22 protein-coding genes and 2 pseudogenes are annotated in these 21,565 nt (G+C 67.1%); 9 read left to right on the forward strand and 15 right to left on the reverse strand.

What is annotated here, in order from left to right:
- The first annotated feature begins 71 nt into the window (after positions 1–71).
- A complete protein-coding gene (gene ligD, locus G341_RS21685) occupies positions 72–1,025 on the forward strand; it encodes a non-homologous end-joining DNA ligase (RefSeq protein ID WP_018179004.1) in 954 nt (317 codons plus the stop codon).
- Positions 1,026–1,046: 21 nt separating this feature from the next.
- On the opposite strand, the gene G341_RS0110045 is transcribed toward ligD, so the two are convergent.
- Both G341_RS0110045 and mrf read right to left on the reverse strand, forming a co-directional pair.
- The gene (locus G341_RS0110045) at positions 1,047–1,316 is read right to left on the reverse strand and encodes a type B 50S ribosomal protein L31 (protein ID WP_018179005.1); all 270 of its coding nucleotides are present in this window, start codon (positions 1,314–1,316) and stop codon (positions 1,047–1,049) included.
- Between the two features lie 2 nt (positions 1,317–1,318).
- Positions 1,319–2,611, reverse strand: a complete 1,293-nt coding sequence (gene mrf, locus G341_RS0110050; protein ID WP_051092739.1) for a ribosome hibernation factor-recruiting GTPase MRF — start codon at positions 2,609–2,611, stop codon at positions 1,319–1,321.
- 98 nt (positions 2,612–2,709) lie between these two features.
- Between mrf and rpmB the strand changes: the two genes are divergently transcribed.
- The 4 genes from rpmB to rpsR are packed head-to-tail and all read left to right on the forward strand — an operon-like array spanning position 2,710 to position 3,709.
- Positions 2,710–2,946: a 50S ribosomal protein L28 gene (gene rpmB, locus G341_RS0110055; protein ID WP_018179007.1), complete on the forward strand. Its 237-nt coding sequence runs from the start codon at positions 2,710–2,712 to the stop codon at positions 2,944–2,946.
- Positions 2,946–3,110, forward strand: a complete 165-nt coding sequence (gene rpmG, locus G341_RS0110060; RefSeq protein ID WP_018179008.1) for a 50S ribosomal protein L33 — start codon at positions 2,946–2,948, stop codon at positions 3,108–3,110. The genes rpmB and rpmG overlap by 1 nt, the downstream gene beginning before the upstream one ends.
- A 1-nt stretch (position 3,111) precedes the next feature.
- Positions 3,112–3,417, forward strand: coding sequence for a 30S ribosomal protein S14 (gene rpsN, locus G341_RS0110065; RefSeq protein WP_018179009.1), 306 nt, complete (start codon positions 3,112–3,114; stop codon positions 3,415–3,417).
- 37 nt (positions 3,418–3,454) lie between these two features.
- On the forward strand, positions 3,455–3,709 hold the full coding sequence (gene rpsR, locus G341_RS0110070; RefSeq protein ID WP_018179010.1) for a 30S ribosomal protein S18: 255 nt from the start codon (positions 3,455–3,457) through the stop codon (positions 3,707–3,709).
- A gap of 47 nt (positions 3,710–3,756) precedes the next feature.
- On the opposite strand, the gene G341_RS0110075 is transcribed toward rpsR, so the two are convergent.
- Entirely contained in the window at positions 3,757–5,430 is a 1,674-nt protein-coding gene (locus G341_RS0110075; RefSeq protein WP_155826911.1) for an alkaline phosphatase D family protein, read from the reverse strand.
- A gap of 142 nt (positions 5,431–5,572) precedes the next feature.
- Here G341_RS0110075 and G341_RS0110080 point away from each other — a divergent pair, with 142 nt between their 5' ends.
- Complete coding sequence (locus G341_RS0110080) at positions 5,573–6,640, forward strand: metallophosphoesterase (protein WP_018179012.1); 1,068 nt, start codon at positions 5,573–5,575, stop codon at positions 6,638–6,640.
- 65 nt (positions 6,641–6,705) lie between these two features.
- Here G341_RS0110080 and G341_RS0110085 read toward each other — a convergent pair whose 3' ends face one another.
- The 5 genes and pseudogenes from G341_RS0110085 to G341_RS0110105 all read right to left on the reverse strand — a co-directional run bounded on the left by G341_RS0110085 (position 6,706) and on the right by G341_RS0110105 (position 11,411).
- Entirely contained in the window at positions 6,706–7,530 is an 825-nt protein-coding gene (locus G341_RS0110085; protein ID WP_018179013.1) for an NUDIX hydrolase, read from the reverse strand.
- Entirely contained in the window at positions 7,527–8,390 is an 864-nt protein-coding gene (locus G341_RS0110090) for an ABC transporter ATP-binding protein (RefSeq protein WP_018179014.1), read from the reverse strand. The genes G341_RS0110085 and G341_RS0110090 overlap by 4 nt, the downstream gene beginning before the upstream one ends.
- 177 nt (positions 8,391–8,567) lie before the next feature.
- Positions 8,568–9,302: pseudogene (locus tag G341_RS0110095) on the reverse strand (DUF1906 domain-containing protein); the annotation flags it as partial.
- A 232-nt stretch (positions 9,303–9,534) separates the two neighbouring features.
- Positions 9,535–10,242, reverse strand: a pseudogene (locus G341_RS21690) (DUF1906 domain-containing protein); the annotation flags it as partial.
- 149 nt (positions 10,243–10,391) lie between these two features.
- Complete coding sequence (locus tag G341_RS0110105; RefSeq protein WP_026303490.1) at positions 10,392–11,411, reverse strand: LLM class flavin-dependent oxidoreductase; 1,020 nt, start codon at positions 11,409–11,411, stop codon at positions 10,392–10,394.
- Positions 11,412–11,519: 108 nt separating this feature from the next.
- Here G341_RS0110105 and G341_RS0110110 point away from each other — a divergent pair, with 108 nt between their 5' ends.
- The gene (locus G341_RS0110110; protein ID WP_018179018.1) at positions 11,520–12,164 is read left to right on the forward strand and encodes an SDR family oxidoreductase; all 645 of its coding nucleotides are present in this window, start codon (positions 11,520–11,522) and stop codon (positions 12,162–12,164) included.
- A 7-nt stretch (positions 12,165–12,171) separates the two neighbouring features.
- Here G341_RS0110110 and G341_RS0110115 read toward each other — a convergent pair whose 3' ends face one another.
- The 3 genes from G341_RS0110115 to ctaD are packed head-to-tail and all read right to left on the reverse strand — an operon-like array spanning position 12,172 to position 15,761.
- Positions 12,172–12,900, reverse strand: a complete 729-nt coding sequence (locus tag G341_RS0110115; protein ID WP_018179019.1) for a peptidyl-tRNA hydrolase — start codon at positions 12,898–12,900, stop codon at positions 12,172–12,174.
- Positions 12,900–14,120, reverse strand: a complete 1,221-nt coding sequence (serB, locus tag G341_RS0110120) for a phosphoserine phosphatase SerB (protein ID WP_018179020.1) — start codon at positions 14,118–14,120, stop codon at positions 12,900–12,902. The genes G341_RS0110115 and serB overlap by 1 nt, the downstream gene beginning before the upstream one ends.
- A 30-nt stretch (positions 14,121–14,150) precedes the next feature.
- Positions 14,151–15,761, reverse strand: a complete 1,611-nt coding sequence (gene ctaD / locus G341_RS0110125; protein ID WP_425402070.1) for an aa3-type cytochrome oxidase subunit I — start codon at positions 15,759–15,761, stop codon at positions 14,151–14,153.
- 384 nt (positions 15,762–16,145) lie between these two features.
- Between ctaD and G341_RS0110130 the strand changes: the two genes are divergently transcribed.
- Both G341_RS0110130 and G341_RS23775 read left to right on the forward strand, forming a co-directional pair.
- Entirely contained in the window at positions 16,146–17,096 is a 951-nt protein-coding gene (locus tag G341_RS0110130) for an ABC transporter substrate-binding protein (RefSeq protein WP_162140710.1), read from the forward strand.
- 211 nt (positions 17,097–17,307) lie between these two features.
- The gene (locus tag G341_RS23775; RefSeq protein ID WP_018179023.1) at positions 17,308–17,469 is read left to right on the forward strand and encodes a hypothetical protein; all 162 of its coding nucleotides are present in this window, start codon (positions 17,308–17,310) and stop codon (positions 17,467–17,469) included.
- 9 nt (positions 17,470–17,478) lie between these two features.
- Here G341_RS23775 and G341_RS0110140 read toward each other — a convergent pair whose 3' ends face one another.
- From G341_RS0110140 to G341_RS21695, 4 genes are all read right to left on the reverse strand, one after another.
- Complete coding sequence (locus G341_RS0110140) at positions 17,479–17,994, reverse strand: TrmH family RNA methyltransferase (protein WP_026303493.1); 516 nt, start codon at positions 17,992–17,994, stop codon at positions 17,479–17,481.
- Between the two features lie 98 nt (positions 17,995–18,092).
- A complete protein-coding gene (locus G341_RS0110145; RefSeq protein WP_018179025.1) occupies positions 18,093–19,469 on the reverse strand; it encodes a DUF2252 domain-containing protein in 1,377 nt (458 codons plus the stop codon).
- Positions 19,470–19,485: 16 nt separating this feature from the next.
- The gene (locus G341_RS0110150) at positions 19,486–21,096 is read right to left on the reverse strand and encodes a chloride channel protein (protein ID WP_018179026.1); all 1,611 of its coding nucleotides are present in this window, start codon (positions 21,094–21,096) and stop codon (positions 19,486–19,488) included.
- Positions 21,093–21,551, reverse strand: coding sequence for a MarR family winged helix-turn-helix transcriptional regulator (locus G341_RS21695; RefSeq protein WP_081622498.1), 459 nt, complete (start codon positions 21,549–21,551; stop codon positions 21,093–21,095). The genes G341_RS0110150 and G341_RS21695 overlap by 4 nt, the downstream gene beginning before the upstream one ends.
- Positions 21,552–21,565: the final 14 nt, after the last annotated feature.

Raw genomic sequence — 21,565 nt, forward strand, 5'->3', positions numbered from 1 at the left:
CGCACGGCCCCGACACGTGTTCGCCCGCAAGAACGCCGCCCCGATGGCTGCGGCCCAACTACCCTGTGTCCATGGCAGATTCCGTGGAGTTGCAGGTCAGGTCACGTACGATCCGGCTGTCCAGCCCGGACCGCGTCTACTTCCCGGCGCGCGGCGAGACCAAGCTCGATCTGGCCAACTACTACATCTCCGTGGGCGACGGCATCGTGCGCGCGTTGCGCGACCGCCCCTGCATGCTGCACCGGTACCCGAAAGGTGTTGCCGGGCAGAAGGTCCATCAGAAACGCATCCCGGCCGGAGCGCCCGACTGGCTCGAGACGGTCAACATCTACTTCCCCCGGTTCGGCCGCACCGCCGACGAGGTGTGCGTCACCGAGCTCGGTTCCGTCGTCTGGGCGGTGCAGATGTCGACAGTCGAGTTCCACCCCTGGAACTCGCGGCGGTTCGACGTCGAGCGACCCGACGAGTGGCGCATCGATCTCGACCCGATGCCCGACTGCTCGTTCGACCGTGTTCGCGGCGCCGCGCATATCGCCCAGGAAGTGCTGGACGAGTTGGGAATTCGCGGATTTCCGAAGACCTCCGGCGGCTCGGGTCTGCATATCTACGTGCGGATCGAGCCGGAATGGGAGTTCCACGACGTCCGTCGTGCGGCGTTGGCGTTCGCCCGCGAGGTCGAGCGGCGCAATCCCACCGAGATCACCACCACCTGGTGGCGCAAGGATCGCGACCCCACGACCGTGTTCGTCGACTACAACCAGAACACCCGCGACCACACGATCGCCAGCGCCTACTCGGTGCGCGGCAATCCCGAGGCCACGGTGTCGACGCCGATCACCTGGGACGAGATCGACGACGTCGTGCCGCGCGAGTTCACGATCGCGACCGTGCCGGAGAGATTCGCGCGGCTCGGCGACCTGCATGCCGACATCGACGACCGCGCCTATCGGCTGGACACTCTGCTGGAATGGGCCGATCGCGACGAGGCGAACGGCGAGCCCTCCGCCGAGTCCGCCGACGACTGACCGCGCCATTCCGGAGGCGGGTCAGGCGCCACCGCTCGCCGGCCGAGTCCGCTTCCCGTAACGCTTTTCGAACTTCTGCACCCGGCCGGTCGCGTCCAGGTTGCGCTGGGTTCCCGTCCAGAACGGATGCGACTCCGAGGTGACGTCGACGACGATCAGCGGATAACTGTTGCCGTCCGACCACTCGATGCTCGAGGTCGACGTGGCGGTCGACCGGGTGAGGAATGTCGAACCGGTCGATGCGTCCTTGAATACCACCGGGTGGTAGTCCGGGTGGATGCCTGGCTTCATTCTTATTCTCCGTTGATTGATTGATCGAACAGCTGCCGGTCTGCCGAATCCGTGTCGCTGCAGGGCTCTTCGTGAAACTGACCGAAAGGATCTGAGTAGCGCAGCCATTGCCGCTGCCCGAGCGCGTACTCGACGTCGGTGAGCAGCGCGCCGGCCAAGGTGGCCCGAATGATTTCCGGGTCGGCCTGATGCGCCAACACCAGCAGGTAGGTATGCCGATCGCCGTGCACGGGGTCCCAGTTCGCCTCGGCCAGCACTCGCCGTCCGGCGTCCTGCGATTGTCGTTCGACGTCCGACATCGCGGCCAGCCAACGGCCACCGGCGGCCACCCGCAAGCCGCCGCCCGCACTCTCCAGCCACAACGCCTCGTCCGGCTGGGATGCGACCCACAACCGGCCGCGGGCGCTGATCACCCCTTCCAGCAGCACGTCGATCGCCTCGTGCAGCCTCTCGGGATGAAAAGGCCTGCGCGCCACGAACTCCACCAACTGCACGCCACAGTCCGACGTCAGCGGGGGCTGGCCGCGCAGCAGCGGTTCGTGCGCGTCGAACACCCTGCCTCGGCGAGCGTCGGCCGGCACCGCCTCCAGGAATGCCTCCACGAGCGGCCTGGTCAGCGGCCGCTCCGGTAGTTCGAGCAGCATCGGCGCCACCGGATTCAATCGGCCCAGCGCGGCAAAGGTCCGCGCGTCATCCCACGTCCGCGACGGCGCGGTGCCGGACGCCACGATCGCGTCCGCGAAGTCCACCTGCCCGACGACGACCTGCGCCAACGTCCGCTCGTCGGCATCCTCCGCGATCAGGCCCGCCTCCACGAGCGTCTCATCGCCGCCGGCATGGGCCAGCCAGGAGCCGACATCGACGCAGGCGATGACCGCCTGGATGCGAACGTCGGCACCGGCCGGTGCGTCCGGGTAACCGACCATGTCCGCGACCACATGATGATTCACGGCGAAGCACAACGGTTCCGGCTCGATGGCCGGATCCAGCTCCAGGACGATCCGGTCGACCCCCTCGCGCCGCGCGAGCCGCCGCAGAAACGGAAGCAGGTCGTGTTCGAGAGTGCAGGAGACGCACCCGTGGTCCAGATCGATCCACTCCACCTGCACATCTGCGCCCGCGGTAACCGGTCCACCTACGCGGACGGTGCGCACCACCACTCCCTGCGCCACAGCACCGAGATCGTGTCGCACCGCCACGGTGCCCGGTGCCAGAAGCCCGTCAGTCACCCGGCCGACAGCCGAACCATCAAGTCCCGCAACCAGAATCACCGGCACGCGGTTGTCTGCTGACACGACAGCCACCTCCTAATCGACAATCATTTTCATTAAACCCTCCGGCAAGTGTACAGTCTTATTGGCAATCGTTTTCAATAAGACTTCAGGGAGGGCCGGTGGCCAACTACTGCCAGCTGATGGGGCGGCGGCCCGGATTCGGGAACCACGTCTCGCATTCGCAACGCAAGACCGCGCGTCGCTGGAACCCCAATCTGCAGCAGCGTCGCTACTACCTGCCGAGCGAAGGACGGGTGGTGGCGTTGACCCTGTCCACCAAGGCGATCAAGACGATCGATCGCATCGGCATCGACGCCGCCGTGTCCCAGATGCGTCAACAAGGAGAGAAGATCTGATGTCGGCCAACGACATTCGTCCCATCGTGAAACTCCGGTCGACCGCGAACACCGGGTATACCTACGTGACCCGGAAGAACCGACGGAACAATCCCGACCGGTTGGTGCTACGGAAATACGATCCGATCGTTCGCCGCCACGTCGAATTCCGTGAGGACCGCTGAGATGGCCAAGAAGTCGAAGATCATCCGCAACGAACACCGGCGGGAGCTGGTCGCCAAGCATGCGGCCCGGCGCGCCGAGCTGAAAGCGATCGTCCGATCGCCGAGTTCGACCGGCGAGCAACGCGCCGCGGCCGCGTCCGCGCTGCAGAAGCTTCCCCGCGACTCGAGCGCCACCCGAATCCGCAACCGCGACACGATCGACGGTCGGCCCCGCGGCTACTTCCGCAAGATGGGCCTGTCCCGTATCCGCCTGCGCGAGTTGGCCCATCGCGGTGAACTGCCCGGCATCAGCAAGTCCAGCTGGTGAGCCGCCCCACCGCATATCGAAGAATCGAAGGATCCCCTTGAGCAACAACAGGAAACGCCGACCGATCGTCGCCGGCACCGCGAAGCCGAAGGCGAATCTGTTCGTCGAGCTCGGTATCGAGCGCGTCGACTACAAGGACGTCGCCACCCTGCGCCGCTTCCTCTCGGCGAGCGGCAAGATCCGCGCCCGCCGGGTCACCGGGCTGTCGCCGCAGCAACAGCGGCAGGTCGCGACCGCGGTCCGCAACGCCCGCGAAATGGCCCTGCTGCCCTACGGTGCGGGCGGCTCCTGAGACTGGAGGTGCAGCCACCCTTGCCGTCGCCGACGAGCATGAGCCGATCAGGCAGGACCGTTCACCTTCGTCATCCGCCGCGATCCGGAGTTCACCTTCCATGACTGGCCGCGATACTGTGCGGTCCGCGGATCGGTACGATCGTTCAGGAAGTACCAGTCCATCTGCGCCGCAGCGGATGTGACCGTCAGGACCGCATACCCGTGCGCATCGGTATCGACCCACCGCGCGTGATTGTTGGTCGCCTGCAATGCGGCCGACGCGACGCCGCCGACGAGCGAATGCTCGGGCAACGAGACGGTGTCGTCCAGGTTGTTCGACGTGACCGAGGTGACGACGAACTCCGTGGCGACCGTGCCTGCGCCCGGGTAGTTCGCCGGGGATCGCGGAACGTCGTTGGCCCACGACATGTGGATGTCGCCGGTCAGGAAGACGACGTTCTTCTTGCCGGCGTGGTCGATCGCATCCAGGAGTGTCTGCCGGTCCTTGACGTAGCCGTCCCACTGGTCGCCGTTGAACGCAATGCCGTTCTCCGGGACACCGATGAGACTGGTGATCGCCTTGGTACGAGCCGGATCGAGCGGCGGCAGCAGGATCGGTGCGATCATCACCGAATTGCCGATCAGCTGCCTCCGGGTGGCCGACGTGGTGATGCCGCCCGTGACCCACTCCATCTGCCGGCGGCCCATGATGGTGCGCTTCGGATCGTCCGCCTCGGGTGAGAAGCGGGCCGCTTCCCTGTCGCGGTAGGTGCGCAGATCGAGCATGTTCAGCTCGAGCAGGTTGCCATAGGCAAGGCGCCGATAGATGTGCCGGTTGTCGGCGGTGACCGTCGGGCGAACCGGCATCCATTCGTAGTAGGCCTGATCGGCGTGGGCCTTGCGCGGTATCCATGGACCCTGCGACGGCTCGTGATTCTCGGCGCCACGCTTCCACTGATTGTCGGCCACTTCGTGGTCGTCCCAGGTGGCGATGAACGGGTGCTGCGCATGCGCCGCCTGTAGATCCGGGTCGGTCTTGTACTGACCGTGGCGAATTCGGTAATCGGCGAGCGAGACGATGTCGTGCCGCGGTGCATGAGTGCGGACCGAACCGTGCTTCCCTCCGTACTCCCCGGCACCGTATTCATAGATGTAGTCGCCGAGGAAGACGACCGCGTCGAGGTCGGTGCGCGCGGCCAGAAAGCGGTAGGCGCCGAAGTACCCGGCCTCCCAGTTGGCGCAACTGGCGACGCCGAAGCGAACCTTCGACACCTCCGCGCCGGCGGCCGGAGCCGTCTTGGTGCGGCCGATCGGCGACACGGCGCCCGCGGCCGGGCCACTCGTGATGCGGAAGCGGTACCAGTACAGTGTCGCGGGATGCAGGCCGGACACGTCCACCTTGACCGTGTGGTCCGGCGATGCGTCGGTGGTGGTCGAACCCGACGCGAGTATCGATCCAAACCCCTTGTCGGAAGCGATTTCCCAGACGACGGCCGAGGCAGCGCCGCGCCTGGACCCGGGCACCGCGTCAGCGGTGGGAGTCACGCGGGTCCACAGAATGACGCCGCCGGGGAGCGGATCGCCGGACGCCACGCCGTGCCGGAACGCGCTCGGCGCGGCGGTCGCCCGAGCCGCCGTCAGGCCTGCCGCGACGGGCAGTCCGATGGCGACGGCGCCGGCTCCCGTGGCGCCCATGAAGCGACGACGGGTGAACGAAACGGGAGTCGCTGAGTCAGACATAGCGGTCAACATCCCACAGCCACGTGTCCCATTGGTTAACAACTCCGCAACGCCGAACGGTGCACGTACCGGCCGATGTTCGGTCGTGGTCGACGTAACGAGCAGCCGCCCGCCGATGACCGTTTTGTGCGAAACTCCCCGCATGACTCGCAACGGCCGATCTCCGGTCAGCAACCATCCCAACCGCCGCACTTTTCTCGCCGGAGCCGCGGCCGCCGGCACCGCCGTGACCGCGGGCGCCGTCATCGCGGGCACGCCTGCCGCATCTGCCGCAGCGCGTTATCCGTTGCCGCGTGGCGCCGAAACGCTGCGCGTCCTGGTCACCGGTGACTCCGGGACCGGCGACCGGGCGCAGTACGCCGTGACCGACGCAGCCCGCAGACTGCACCGAGCGCACGGGTTCGACATCGCGCTCGGGCTCGGCGACAACATCTACGAGGCCGGCCCGAACGGTCCGGACGACATCCAGTTCCTCACCAAGTTCGAGAAGCCCAACGCCGGCCTCGACTTCCCGTGGCTGATGACGCTCGGCAACCATGACAACAGTTCCGTCTTCCCCGGCGACGGCGGCTGGCTGCTCCGGGGCGACGACGAGGTGAAGTACCACGCCCGCTCACGCCGCTGGTACATGCCCGCGCGCTACTACTCCGTCGCGCTCGGCGTCGCCGACTTCTTCATCGTCGACCTGCATCCGTTGGCCGCGTACATCCCTCCGATCCTGTCACCGGAATGGGAGGCGGGCGGGCACTACATGACTCGCCAGAGTCGCTGGCTCGACCAGGCCCTGCGCACGTCGACGGCGCCGTGGAAATTCGTGTGCACTCACCACCCATATGCGAACAACGGGCCGCACGGTCCCGCCGGCACCTACGACGGGTTGCCTGCACCGCTGGGTGGTCAGGCGGCGAAGGACTTCATCGAGCGCCACATCGCCGGCCGGGCACAGTTCCTGCTCTCCGGACATGACCACAGCCAGCAGGTGCTGGAGAACGTCGGCGGACTCAAGGGCACGCGCCAGATCGTTTCGGGCGCTGCGGCCAAGTCGGTGCACAGCGCGTCGACGAAGCGGTTCCGCGCACGCTACGAGAACTACCGGGACACCGGGTTCATGACGCTCGACATCAATCCGAACAGCGTCGCCCTCACCGCGTTCGAGGTTCCGGCGAACGGCGCTGTCCGCCAGGCGTTCTCCACCACCTACCGCCGCTGAGCCCGACGCCGCACAACCGGGCGTCCGCACAACCAGACATCACCTGCGTTGTGCGGAAAGAGGTTTCACTCGCCGCCGGAGATGTAATGCTCCTGGCCGTCGAAGTCGACGGCGACGCCGGCGTCGGTCACCTTGAGCGTCGGAATGATCGACTCGATCGTGCGCGGCGCCGCGAGCAGGTCGGCGACCGTGTCGAACTTCGTGATCTCGCGCAGCTGGGTCCAGGTCGGCGGCAGCAGCACGTGCTTGCCGGCCTCGAAGTCGGCGATCGCCGCCGCACCGGTCTGCCACAGGGTTTCAGCGGCCTCGGAGGTGCGCCCGTCGGCGTGCTGGCCCGCCGGTAGGGCGGCGACGAAGAATCGGGTGTCGTAGCGGCGCCGCTCGCCCAGCGGCGTGGTCCAGCGCGCCAGCGGCCGCAACAGGTCGGCACGCAGCGAAAGACCCTCGGCAGCAAGGAAGTCCGCGAGCGAGATGCCCTTGTCGACCAACGCCTGACGCTGCGCCTGCAGCGGCGCCGGATCGGCCAGCGTACCGTCGGCCCGCCCCGCGAGGAGCACCCCGCATTCCTCGAAGAGTTCGCGCACCGCGGCGGCCACCAGGGCCTGAGCCGTGGCCGCATCCGCCACGAATTGCTCTGCCCACCACGCCGGTTCGGGGCCGGTCCACGCGATGTCGGCCTGGCTGTCCCGTGGATCGACGCCGCCGCCCGGGAACACCGTCATCCCCGGCGCGAACGCCATCTGCGGCACCCGCTTCTGCAGGAACACCTCGATCCCCCCTGAGGCATCCCCCCTCGCTCCGCTCGACCGACCGTCGCGCACCAGCACCACGGTCGCCGCGTCCCGGATCGGCACCGATTCCGGATCCTCTGCCAATGCGTAGCGACTCATCGCGCCCTCCTGTGCGATCCGGCTCGGCGGGCCCGCCGAGCGAAGTATCGGCCGTCCACCTGGTCGAGCGCGATCGACTGACGGAACGCCTCCGACAGGTTGTCGGCGGTCACGACGTCGTCGATCAGGCCCTGCGCCACCACTTCTCCGTCGTTCAAAAGCATTGCGTGCGTGAAGCCTTCGGGGATCTCTTCCACATGGTGGGTGATCAGCACCGTGGCCGGGGCATCAGGATCGGCGGCCAACTCACCCAGCCGGGCGACCAACTCCTCGCGGCCGCCCAGATCAAGACCGGCGGCCGGCTCGTCCAGCAGGAGTAGTTCAGGATCGGTCATCAGGGCGCGGGAGATCAGGACGCGTTTGCGCTCGCCCTCGGACAGGGTGCCGTAGACGCGGTCGGCCAGATGTTCGGCACCCATCGACTCAAGCGTTTCGACCGCCTGACTCCTGTCGACCTGCTCGTACTCCTCGCGCCACCGCCCCAGAACCGAATACCCGGCCGAGATCACCAGATCGCTGACGAGCTCGTCCGGCGGAATCCGGTCGGCCAGCATCGACGACGTCACGCCGATGCGGATCGCGAGTTCGCGAACATCGGTGTGGCCCAGCACTTCTCCGAGAATGTGCGCGGTACCCGACGTCGGATGCGTCTCGGCGGCCGCCATGCGCATCAGCGAGGTCTTGCCGGCACCGTTGGGGCCGAGCACCACCCAGCGCTCGTCCAGCTCCACCTGCCAGTTGATCGGTCCGACGAGACGCTTACCGCCGCGGCGCAGCACGACATCGCGGAAGTCGATCAGCAGATCCGGATCGGGCGCGACATCCCCCGCAGCGTTCTCGGCAATAGGCACGACACCCATGTTGCCTGACCTGCCGCGGGGTCGAGCCTCCGCCCTCCCGGAACCGGACTACTGCTGCGTCAATTGCCCCAGCACTTGTTGCGCGAGGCCGAGGCCTTTCGAGATCGCGGCCTGGTCGGCGGCAACATCCTGCGGATCGAGCGGAGCCTGCCCGGTGGTCGAAGGATGACCGGCGCCCCACTGTCCGTAGCTCGCCTTGAGAATGTCGTTGACGTCGACGCCCACCCCGGCCACCTTGTTCGCGTTGATCACGCTTTGCCGCAGGTGCGCCGCCGGATGCACGTAGCCCTGCGGAGTACCCCAGCCGTGCTGCCAATAGAAGCTGCCCAGGCCGGCCTGCACCAGCGCATCGATCGTCGGCGAGTTCGCGTAGACGCCGACCCGACCGTGTCCGAGCACCGATTCCCAGCCCTTGATGTAAGGAATCACCACGGTGAGAATCTGCTCGGTCGACGGATTCGCGTCGATGCTGGCGTAGATCGGCGCCGTATCGGGGCCGCCGACCGCCTTGTGCTGAGCCAGCCCCCGCTGCGCATGCTGCACGCCGCCGGCCAACCCGCCCATCCAATCCTGGTTCGTGGTGTCGCCGTATTCATAGTTGCTGACGATGGCCAGCCCGGCCGCCTGCAGCTGTTGCGCCTCACTGGCCTGCATGGGTTTGCCGACTGCCCAGGTGGATTGGGGCAGATGGTCGGAGACATAGCGGATCGCACCGACGGCTCCGGACGCCTTGAGATCGGATGCCTGCAACACGCCTGCGGAGTAGTCCAGAAGCACCCCGAGCGAGCCGGGCGTCTGCGGGCTGATCGTGTCGGCCGACGCCGATGCGGTGCTGCCGATCGACATTGCCACCGCGCCGCCGATCCCCGCGAGCGCAGATATTCGCAGCATGTCACGTCGATTCACAAGCATGACATCGACTATCGCCAATTAACCTGAACACCACCAGGCCCAACAGCCACAATGTGGTCACGATTGAGCGTCGGGCCTACTGCTGCGTCAGTTGCCCCAGCAGCTGCTGCGCCATCCCCATGCCTTCTTGAATCCCCTGCTGCACGAGCGGATCATCCAGCGAGCCCGGGGAGACCTGCGAATCGACCTTCGTCTCGCCCGGCTGCGTCGGCGCCGTGTTGTTGCCCGCCGACGACCACTGGCCGTACTGCGACTTCAGGATGTCATTGATGTCGACGCCGACGCCACCGACGTTGTCGTCGTCGATGGAGCTCTGACGGATATGCGCGGCCGGATGCACGTAGCCCTGCGGCGTTCCCCAGCCGTGCTGCCAGTAGAAGCTGCCCAGGCCGGCCTGCACGAGCTTGTCGATGGTCGGCGAATTCGCGTAGACGCCGGTCCGCTGATGCCCGATCACCGATTCCCAGGCCTTGATGTACGGGATCACCTGGTTGGCGATCTGATCGGCGGACGGGTTGTCGTCGATGCTCACGTAGATCGGCGCGGCATCCGGACCACCCGCGGCCTTGTGCAGCTCCACGCCGCGCTGCGCGTGCTTGATGCCGGCGTCATGTCCGCCCAGCCAATCCGACGTACTCCCCTTGCCGAACTGATAATTGCTCACCACCTGCAGGCCTGCGCCGGTCAGGTCCGTGGCCTCGCTCGCCTGGATCGGTTTGCCGAGCATCCATTGACCGTCGGGACGTCGGTCCGAGACGTACCGGATCGCGCCCAGCGCTCCCGACGCCTTGAGATCGGCCGACGAGATGACGCCGGCCGCATAGTCCAAGAGGACACCGAGGGAACCGGGGGTACCCGGCTTGATGGTGTCGGCGGCCGCGATCGCGGTGCGACCGAACGCCAATGCAGCCGCGCCGCCGATACCGGCGAGCGCAGACATGCGGAACAGTTCACGACGAGTTACGACCACGATGTCCACTATTGCCGAATCACTTCAGGCACACTAGCCACAGCAGTCACATCTCGATTACGATTGCGACTCCGGCCGCCCTACCAGCGGAAATACCGCTCCCACCACCGGAAATACTGCTACGCGGGCGTCGGCCGCAAACCGTACTCGTGCGCCACCAACTCGATCGAGCGCAGCCACACCGTCCGATCCGGCGCGGCCGGGACCACGATCAACTCGTCGGCGTCGGCATGCGCGCGGAACTCGTCCAGATAGGCCCGGACCTGCGGCCCGGTGCCCACCGCGCTGTACTTGGTCATCTGCGAGACCTGCCGCCCGGCCGGCGATTCGTAGAGTTCACGCGCCTGCTCGTCCGTCATCTCCACGCCGCGGCCGAGCAAGGCCTTGGTGCGTTCGACGCGGGCCCGCAGCACCTGCTCCTCGGCGGCCGCGGCATCATCGGCGGCGACCACGTTGACCGCGGCCAAGACGTACGGCTCGGACAGCTGTGCCGACGGGCGGAAGTCCGCGCGGTAACGGCCAACCGCGGCGTGCAGTGCATCCGGCGCGAAATGCGACGCGAACGCATACGGCAGGCCCAGGACCGCGGCCAGCTGCGCACCGAACAGCGAGGAACCCAGGATGTACAGCGGCACTTCGGTGCCCTCTCCAGGGACCGCCCGCACCCCCGGCACGATCGACTGCTCGCCGAGGAACGCCTGCAGTTCCTGCACGTCCTCCGGAAAACGATTGGCCGAGTGCATATCCCGCCGCAGCGCGAAGAGTGTCTGCTGATCGGTGCCCGGCGCGCGACCCAGACCGAGATCGATGCGCCCGGGATACAACGACGTCAGCGTGCCGAACTGCTCGGCAATGGTCAGCGGCGAATGGTTCGGCAGCATGATGCCGCCCGAACCGAGGCGAATGCTGCTGGTGTGCGCGGCGATATGGCCGATGACCACCGCGGTCGCCGACGATCCGATACTCGGGAAGTTGTGGTGCTCGGCGTACCAGATACGGCGATAGCCGAGCCGTTCCGCCAGTTGGGCCAGCTCGACACTCGCCGCCAGCGCCTGCGCGACACTCTCTCCCGGACCTATTCGCGCCAGATCGAGAATGGAGATCGGCGGCGAGTCGGGATCGGTACTGGTAACGGTCACGATGTGGTGCAACCATTTTCGCGCCGCCCCTATTCCGGCGACCGAACAATCACGCCCGCCGAGTGGACAACCCTGCCCAGCGGATGGACACGGCGTAGGGTCAAGGCCATGGCGCGAATCGTGATCATCGGGGGCCACGGCAAGATCGCACTGCTCGCTGCACCGCGGCTGATAGGCGCGGGGCACGAGGTCACCTCGATCATCCGCAATCCCGACCACGCGGCGGATGTCGAGGACACCGGCGCGACGCCGCTCATCGCCGATGTCGAGAACATGACCACCGATCAGATCGGCACCGCGATAGCCGGCCACGACGTGGTCGTGTGGTCGGCGGGCGCGGGCGGCGGCAACCCGGAACGTACCTACGCGGTCGACCGGGACGCGGCGATCCGCACGATCGATGCCGCCGTCGACAAGGGCGTCGATCGCTTCATCATGGTGTCGTATTTCGGTGCCGCGGTGAATCATGGCGTTCCGCAGTCGAATTCGTTCTTCCACTACGCCGAGGCGAAGGCCGCGGCGGATGAATACCTGCGCGAATCGGCACTGCGGTGGACGATCCTGGGCCCCAGCACACTCACCCTCGACCCGCCGACGGGACTCATCGAGACGGTCCCGCCGATCAGCAGCGGCAAAGTCACCCGCGGCGACGTGGCCTCCGTGATCGCCGCGGTCGTCGATCGCGATGACACGATCGGCCAGTTCATCCGGTTCAACAACGGCGATACCCCGATCGCCCTCGCATTGGGCTGACCGCCGGCTAGCCGCGCTCGGCGATGACAGTGATCGACCCGGGCTCGATCTCGGTGAAGCCGGCATCCCGCACGGCCGCGGTCTCGGACCGCGATTCCCGCGTCAGCAGATCCGCCCACTGCGCCTCGGTCGCCGTCCGCACCGACAGCGGGCAGCCCGCTGAAAACCATTGCCGCGCCTGATCGTCGGTCAGCAGCCGGACGGCCAGCATCGAGCCGTGTCCGGCCTGCGCCGCCGCCTTGCCGACGGTCATAGCCAGATGCGGGTTGATCCACAGCCGCACCGGCACCTCGCCCGGCGGGCCGGGCTCGTCGGCCGGTAGATCGGTCCCCTCGATCTGCAGGCGGGAGATCCGCTTGTCGACGTCGGTCACCGGCGACGGCACGATGGCCCGCACGGCTGCGCCACCGGCATCCACGGTGACACCCGGAACCGACTGCGCCGCTTCCCAATGCGCGCCGCTGCGGGCCCGCCGCGCGATCTTGCGAATGCTGATGCCGCACCAGGTGTCCAGCGCCGTCGTCCACGGACCGTCGCCCCCGGCGCGTTCATCCAGGCAGAGGAGGATCGCCGCGCGCGCCGCGGACTCCAGAACCGCGGTCCGCGACGGCGGCTGCGCCTTCGGCAGGTGCAGAACCATCGGCATCGCCCAGATGACGTCCGGATCCGGGTCGGCCGCCCCGAGCCGGTCATGCAGGCGATCGTAACGTTCGCCGAATGTCAGGTCCGGCAACATCATTCGATGGGGACGCGACGCAGCGTGCCGTCCTCGATGTCGGCTGCCTCGATCTCGTCGCGGGTGACGCCCAGGATGAACAGCACCGCATCGAGATACGGGTGCGACAACGCGGCGTCGGCGACCTCCTGCAGCGCGGGCTTCGCGTTGAACGCGATCCCCAGGCCCGCGGCGGTCAACATGTCGATGTCGTTGGCGCCGTCGCCGACCGCGATCGTCTGCTCCATCGGCACGCCGACCTGGTCGGCGAATTCCTTGAGCGACGACGCCTTTGCGGCCCGGTCGATCACATCGCCCACGACCCGGCCGGTGAGCTTGCCCTCGGCGATCTCCAGCGTGTTGGCGCGAACGAAGTCCAGCTCCAGCTCGTGCGCCAACGGATCGATCACCTGACGGAATCCACCCGACACCACGCCGCAGTGATATCCGAGTCGGTGCAGGGTCCGAATCGTGGTGCGCGCACCCGGCGTCAGCTCCAGCGATGCCGCCACCTCGTCGATGACGGAGGCGTCCAGTCCGGCGAGGGCCTTCACCCGCTCGTGCAGCGACTGCGAGAAGTCGAGCTCGCCGCGCATGGCCGCCTCGGTGACCGCGGCGACCTCGGCCTCCTTGCCTGCGTGAGCCGCCAGCATCTCGATGACCTCGCCCTGGATCAGGGTGGAGTCGACGTCGAAAACGATGAGCCGCTTGGCGCGACGGGCCAGGCCGGCACGCTCGACCGCGACGTCGACCGCGTGTTCGGCGGCCACCGCCGCGATCGCGGACCGCAGTTCGAGATCGTCGGCGCCGCCGCCGGGAATCGTGATCAGCAGCTCGAGCCCGGTCAGCGGGTAGTCCGCGATGCCGTGGATCGAGTCGATGTTGCCGCCGATCCCCGCCAACGCGCTCGCGAGATCGCTGAAGGCCCGCGCCGTCACCGGATTTCCGAGGATCACCACCGCATGGGTGGAGACGACGCGCTCGCCGAGCGTCGGCCCGACCGAGATGCTGACGTCCACGCCGATCGACGCCATCGCCTGTTCGATGACGTCCTGCAGCTCTTCGCTGTCCCCGGGTGCACTCACCAGCACGCCGAGGGTGAGCCGGCCGCGGATCACGACCTGCTCGACGTCCAGGAGATCAACCTGATGCCGGGCGAGAACGCCGAGCAGCACCGAGGTGACGCCGGGCTGGTCCGGACCGGTGACCGTGATCAGCACGGTCTTTGCCGAGGCCCCCACGCGTGTCAGATGGCTTGCGTGATCAGCGGATCAGTGTCCGCCACCGGGGCCCACGTGGGCCTCGGCACGCATGCGCTCCACCATGTGCGGGTAGTGCAGCTCGAACGCCGGCCGCTCCGACCGGATACGCGGCAGCTCGGTGAAGTTGTGCCGCGGCGGCGGGCAGCTGGTGGCCCACTCGAGCGAGTTGCAGAAGCCCCACGGATCGTCGACCGTGACGACCTCGCCGTAGCGGTAGCTGCGGAAGACGTTCCACAGGAACGGCAGGGTCGAGATGCCGAGGATGAAGGCACCGGTCGTCGAGATGACGTTCAGCGTGGTGAAACCGTCCGACGGCAGGTAGTCGGCGTAACGACGCGGCATGCCCTCGGCGCCCAGCCAGTGCTGCACCAGGAAGGTGGTGTGGAAGCCGATGAAGGTCAGCCAGAAGTGGATCTTGCCGAGCTTCTCGTCCAGCATGCGACCGGTCATCTTCGGGAACCAGAAGTAGATGCCCGCGTAGGTGGCGAACACGATGGTTCCGAAGAGCACGTAGTGGAAGTGTGCGACGACGAAGTACGAGTCGGACAGGTGGAAGTCCAGTGGCGGCGAGGCCAGCAGCACGCCCGTCAGGCCACCGAAGAGGAAGGTGACGACGAAGCCGACGGAAAAGAGCATGGGTGTCTCGAAAGTGAGATGCCCCTTCCACATCGTGCCTATCCAGTTGAAGAATTTCACGCCGGTGGGCACCGCGATCAAGAACGTCATGAAGGCGAAGAACGGCAGCAGCACCGCGCCGGTGGCGTACATGTGGTGCGCCCACACCGCGATGGACAGCGCGGCGATCGACAGCGTCGCGTAGACCAGACCGTTGTAACCGAACAGCGGCTTACGACTGAACACCGGGAAGATCTCCGACACGATGCCGAAGAATGGCAACGCGATGATGTAGACCTCGGGGTGCCCGAAGAACCAGAACAGGTGCTGCCAGAGGATCACACCACCGTTGGCCGGGTCGTATAGATGCGCGCCGAATTGACGGTCGACCTCCAGGCCCATCAGGGCCGCGGTCAGCAGCGGGAACGCGAGCAGGATCAGCACCGAGGTGACCAGGATGTTCCAGGTCATGATCGGCATGCGGAACATCGTCATACCCGGGGCGCGCAGACACACGACCGTGGTGACCATGTTGACCGCACCGAGGATGGTGCCCAGACCGGAGACGCCCAGGCCCAGGATCCACAGGTCGGCGCCGGCGCCCGGCGAGTGGATGGCGTCGGTCAGCGGGGTGTACGCGGTCCAACCGAAGTCGGCGGCACCACCCGGCGTCAGGAAGCCGCCGATGGCGACCGACGAACCGAAGATGAAGAGCCAGAAGCTGAAGGCGTTCAGGCGCGGGAACGCGACGTCCGGCGCACCGATCTGCAGCGGCAGCACGACGTTGGCGAAGCCGATGACGATCGGGGTCGCGTACATCAGCAGCATCACGGTGCCGTGCATCGTGAACAGCTGGTTGAACTGCTCGGTCGACAGGAACTGCAGACCGGGGTGTGCCAGCTCGGCACGCATCAGCAGTGCCATGAGACCGCCGATGAGGAAGAACGCGAAGCAGGCGACCAGATACATGATGCCGAGCATCTTGTGGTCGGTAGTGGTGATCATCTTGTAGATGAACGACCCCTTGTGCCCCGGCTTGGTCGGGTACGGCCGGGTCGCCACCGCTACCGGTTTGGGCTCTACCGCGGTCACTGATCCTCCTGCAATCCTGCAGCGCTCTCACGCTGGGTCGCTCTGCGCTGATGCGCCGTGTAGTCCTGCCGCGCTCGCGCACCGTTTCGAAGACAGCGCACAGGCGTTGGGATGATCCTAAACCTTCCGACCCGCCGATTCCGAGTGGGTCCTACGAACTGTCGTACTGAATTTGCGACGACCGCTGGTGCTAGCGTGAGCGGCACCGTAAATCTGCAGTCAGGAGCGAGTGGTCACGTGGCGCGACCCCCTTTCATTGCACGCAGTCATATTGCACGCGGCGTAGGCGTGTTGGCGGTGACGTTGAGCGCGTTGACGGCGGCCGCCTGCGCCGGTTCCGGCGGAACCGTGCCCGGTGAGGAGACCATCTCCAAGACGCCGACCCGCGTGGCGTCGGTCGATATCGCCAACTCCAATCGCGACACCGGCAAGACCTGCCGGGCGGCCACCGACGCCGATCCCGGCGCGCCGGATCCGCAGCGAATCCTGGTGACCGATGTGTCGCTGCTGGATGCGCTGTGCGGGTTGGGCATTCAGTCCCGCGTCGTGGGCACGGCCACCGTCGCCGGCGCCGTCCCGGCGGGACTCGACTACCTCGGACCATGGGTCGGCGGCGTCGCCAAGGTCGGCGACCAGGGCGCGATCGATGGCGCCAAGGCCGCTGCGACCGATCCCGACGTGGTGCTGAGCGTGGGATCCGACCCGGTCGCGGACCAGGTCAAGGCTCGTTCGGTGGTCATCGCCCCGAAGCAGAGCTGGGAGGACACCTTCCTGGCGGTGGCCCGCGGCGTCGGCCGTGGACAAGCCGGCCAGGAACGCCTCGACGACCTCAACCGGATCACCAAGGACATCGGCCGCGGCATCGACGCCGCGCATACCCAGGCATCGATGGTCCGATTCGGCAAGGACGACGAATTCGTGCAGGGCACGGCCCCGTTCGCGGCCCAGATGATGACACTGCTCGGGGTGCAGCGGCCGGCCGTTCAGCGGGTGCCCGGCCCCATCGAGGTGACCGACAAGAACTTCCACGACGCCGACGCCGACATCATCTATGTCAGCTTCGCGGCTGCGGACGAGAGCTACGGCAAGAAGGTGCTCACCAGCGGTCGGTGGCTGGACATGGGGGCACCGAGCTGGAAGCGGGTGTTCATCGTCGACGACGCGCTCTGGTTCGGCGCGGGCGGCCTGGCCGCCGCCTGGTGCGTCGTCCAGGACATCCAGTACACCCTCAACTCCGCTTCGTCGTAATTGTCCGTATTATCGGGGCGTTTTCCCGAAATGCGGTGTCCGCCAAGGGGTAATAAGCGTCACAGAATGATGCCGAAGTCGCTGAACGGCTTTGGTCGGTCCTTTACTTTCTCGTTACGATAGCCAACGAGTGGAACCACACCGGTCCGCCCCGCGTCGTAGCAGTGCGTTCCGGGTCCACCGGGGACGATTCGCGAGAAGGAGGGCCGATATGTACTACGAGTTCGACAAATCGATCCTCTACGCGACCGGCGACGACGCCGATTACTGGTTCATCGACCCGCCGACCTTCACCGATCCCGACGCGCAGCCGGCCGATGTCGTCGTCCGCGGCGCCGGTGATGACGCCCATTTCCACAAGCGGCAGGACTGAAGCCGCCGCTCAGACCAGGCCGGCGAGCCGATACAGCACCAGGGACCCGGCGACCGCCGCGTTGAGGCTGGCTCCGCGGCCGACCATCGGAATCTCGACGACCTCGTCGAGCAGATCCATCACGTCGTCGGGAATCCCGCGGTGCTCGTGACCGAGGACGACCACGGTCCGCTGCCGGGCCGGTTGCAGGTCCCCCAGCCGGATCGCACCGGTCGCGAGTTCGACGCCGAGAAGTGTCGCTCCCCGATCACGTTCGCGGGCAAGCCAATTGGCCGGATTTCCGGTGCGGTGGATACACGACGGTCCCGGCAACGTATTTCCCTTGCGCAGAGCCCGCGACACCCAATCGTGCGGCGGCACGGCCATGCAGGCGCCCACGGCGTCACATGTCCGGAGCAGCGTTCCGAGATTGGCACCGGTCTGCGCCCAGAGCGGCGCAACTATCAGGTGTCCCCAACACGAGTGACCACGTGGGCGGCGACTTGCCCGCAGCTCGTCCGGCGTGCGGACGCTATAGCGGGTCATCAACGACGATGAGGCGCGGCGCCCCTTTCCGTGTGAATCATGCGGACGACACTAGCCGTACGGAAGCGGCCATTCAATGCTTCGATCCCGGCACCGGGTCACTTGCCGGGCCAGCCGGGGGCCGCCGGGATGTACCCGTCGACCACCGCCTTCTGCAGCTGCGCATGGTCCCGATCGTTCTGGTCGGCATAGGCGATCGCGAAATCCACCAGCGCGTCGGCCACCCGGCCGGATGAGCCCAGATACGCATCGATCACCGCCGGGTCGCCACTGCGCGCGTGCGCGCGTGCCAGGACGTGCCCGCAGGCCGACGCGAACTGCCGCAGCCGCGGCGCGATCTGTTCGCCGTCCGGAATCACCTTGCCGTCCCGGAACTGCCGCACGTAGTAGTCCATGCCGTCGATGGACGTCCAGCCCACCAGCATGTCGGTGGCACTCTGAATCATCCTCTGGCCGTGGATGACTCGTGATCCATGGTTGGGGTAGATGCTCGGCCCGAGGAACTGCTCGTAGACCGACGGGCCGGCCTGCTTGATCTGCAGGAAGACCGGATCGCCGGTGCGGCGTTCCTCGTTCAGCGCGAGGAACACCCGCATGCCGACGCTGCCGACGCCGACCACCTGCTGCACCGCGTCGACCAGATCGAACCGCGACCACAGCGTGGAGATGTGGTCGGGCACCGAGCGGTGATACTGCTCGATGATCTGCTGCAGCTGTGCCTCGTAGTCGCTGAGAGCGTGCGTGCGATACGGCGGGTCCTCGGTGATGACCCGTTCCCCATCGACCACGTCCGTCAGCTTCTTGAAAGCGCCACGGCTGGAACGCTTTGCGGCGCGTCTCTCGATCGCTTCGTCGAGTTGGTGGTCGCGATCATCGGCGGTGTAGGCGATCAGCTGGTCGGTACTGACGCTGTCGTACCAGATGTCGAGTTCGGGCCAGGTCGCGTATTTGCCGATCCACTCCCGGTATCCCGCATACCCGCTGCGCACCGCGGCCTTGGCGCGTTTCTCGGAGAGGCCGTTGGCCCGCGACAGCACCACCAGGGACGCAAGGAATCTCTTGAGATCCCATTCGAACGGGCCGGGGAGGGTCTCGTCGAAGTCGCGGAGGTCGAAAGCGAGATTGCGCTCGGGCGTGTTCCAGAGCCCGAAGTTCAGCACATGCGCGTCGCCGCACAGCTGGACCTTGATGCCGGTATGCGGCGCCGACGCCAGGTCCGCGGCCATGACCGCGGCCGCGCCGCGATAGTAGGTCCACGGCGAGTGAGCCATCCGGCCGTGCCGCAGCGGCAGCAGCCGTTGATCTCGAATCTCGTTCTGCGCCAATATGGTTTCCAGCGCGTCATGCCCGCGGGTCGCCGGGTCCCACTCCCCCAGCGTCCGGCGTGGCACCCGCTTACGACGGGCGCGGCCGTCCACACTGTCGACCGGATACCCGCGCGCATCGGTGACCGCATCCCCCTGCCATACATTCATCACGCCATTATCGGCGTCAGGACCTCGCGGCGAACAGCTTTCGGGGACGCTCGCGCACGGTCGCCTCATTCAGGTCGTGGCGACGTGGCGTCAGCAGGTCGTCGACGGTCACCAGCCCGACCACGGCGCCGTCCGCGGAGACCACCGCGGCTTCCCGACGTCCCGATTCGGCCATCACGTAGGCCGCGTGCCGCAGGGTGTCCCGCGGTGCCAGCGTCGCCACCGGCTCGGCCCGTCGTGCCCGCGCCAGGCTGTCCGGATCATGTTGCGCCACATCGCCGCAGAAGAACGTCTCCAGCGGATCGGTCGAGTAGTCGCGGGTGAGATGCAGCCCGCGCCGGGCGATCTTCTCGGTCAGCACCGACCGGCGCAGCACCAGCACCGAGATCGCATACGCGGTCGCGGAGGCGATCAGCACCGGCAGCGCGGCCGACCAGGCCTGCGTCAGTTCGAGGGTGAACACCACCCCGGTGATCGGCGATCGCATCACCCCGCCGACGACGGCGGCCAGTCCCAGCATGGCCCAGAATCCGGGGAACACCGTGGGCATGCCCATCCCGACCGCGGCCCCCAGCGCGCCGCCGATCATGAACACCGGCGCCAGCACGCCGCCGGAGGTGCCAGAACCCAGCGACAACGACCAGATCAGGGTCTTCACGATCAGGATGCCCACGATCAGCGATGTCGTCGCCCGACCGGTGAGCAGCTCGTCGATCACGTCGTAGCCGACGCCCAGCGCCCGTGGCTCCACCAGACCACCGAGCCCGATGATCAGGCCGCCGATTGCCGGCCACCACATCCAGTGAAACGGCAAGCGGCCGAACATGTCTTCGGCCCGATACACCAGCCACGTCGCCGCCACGGCCACGATCGCGCCGCAGCAGCCGATGAGAATGGCGAGGGCGTCGATGTCGGCATGCGGATGCACGCCGAGGGTGCTCACCGGGAAGATCGCCGCGGTACCCAGCAGCGGCCCGCGCACGGCGGTCGCCACCGCCACCGCGGCGACCACCGGGACCAGGCTCCGCGGCCGCCACTCGAACAGCAGCAATTCGACCGCCAGCAGCACCGCGGCCAACGGGCTGTTGAACGTCGCCGCCATGCCCGCCGCCGATCCCGCGACCAGCAGCGTCTTCCGCTCGTCCGCGGTGAGATGCAGATGCTGCGCCACGATCGATCCGACCGCGCCGCCGGTCATGATGATCGGCCCCTCGGCGCCGAACGGTCCACCGGTTCCGATGCTCACGGCGGCCGAAACCGGCTTGAGTACAGCTACTTTCGGCTCAACGATGCTGCCCCGAGTGAGGATCGATTCGATCGCCTCGGGCATCCCGTGTCCGCGGATCTTCTCCGAACCGAAGCGGGCCATGAGGCCGACGATCAGCCCGCCGGCGATCGGCACGCACAGGATCAGCCACCAGGGGTGATGGGTGGCGCCCGGGGAGACCAGATGCCACGACCACCGTCCGTAGAAGCACAGATTGGTGACCACGCCGATCAGCCTCAGCAGCACCCAGGCGGCCAACCCGCCCAGCGCGCCGACCGGCAGCGCGATGGCTGCGATGAGCAGCATCCGTCGATCGACGAGGAAGTCGCCCAATCGGTCTCGCGTGTCCTCCGGGGTCACCGGCCGACCAGCGGCGGCATATCCGCCGACTCGGCCAGGGCGTCGTGCAGCTCCGACAGCCCCTCGACGAGGCCGGCTCGCAGCGCCGGGTCCAGTCGCCCGAGGGCGTCCCGGAACACCCGGGCCCGCCGCTCCACGACCGCCTCCACGGTGTCGCGCCCGGCGTCGGTCAGCGACAGCATGACGACACTTCGATTGTCCGGATTGATATCTCGCGCCACGTGGCCGGAACCGACCAACCGGTCGGCGAGTCGAGTGATGGACGAACCGGACAACCCGAGCGCGGACGCGAGCGCGCCGCAGGAGGCCGAGCCGCGGTCGTCGATGGCGAACATCAGCCGCATCTGCGGCAACGTCACCTCGGACGCCTCATCGAGCGTGGCGGTCGCGAATGCCACCAGGTCCCGGGTGGCCGTCAGGAGAACGTCTACGTCCGCACGAGAAACATTTGTCATGCGACAAGTATTGC

Origin of the sequence: Jongsikchunia kroppenstedtii DSM 45133 (assembly GCF_000380485.1) — a bacterium.
GTDB classification, from domain to species: Bacteria; Actinomycetota; Actinomycetes; order Mycobacteriales; family Mycobacteriaceae; genus Jongsikchunia; species Jongsikchunia kroppenstedtii.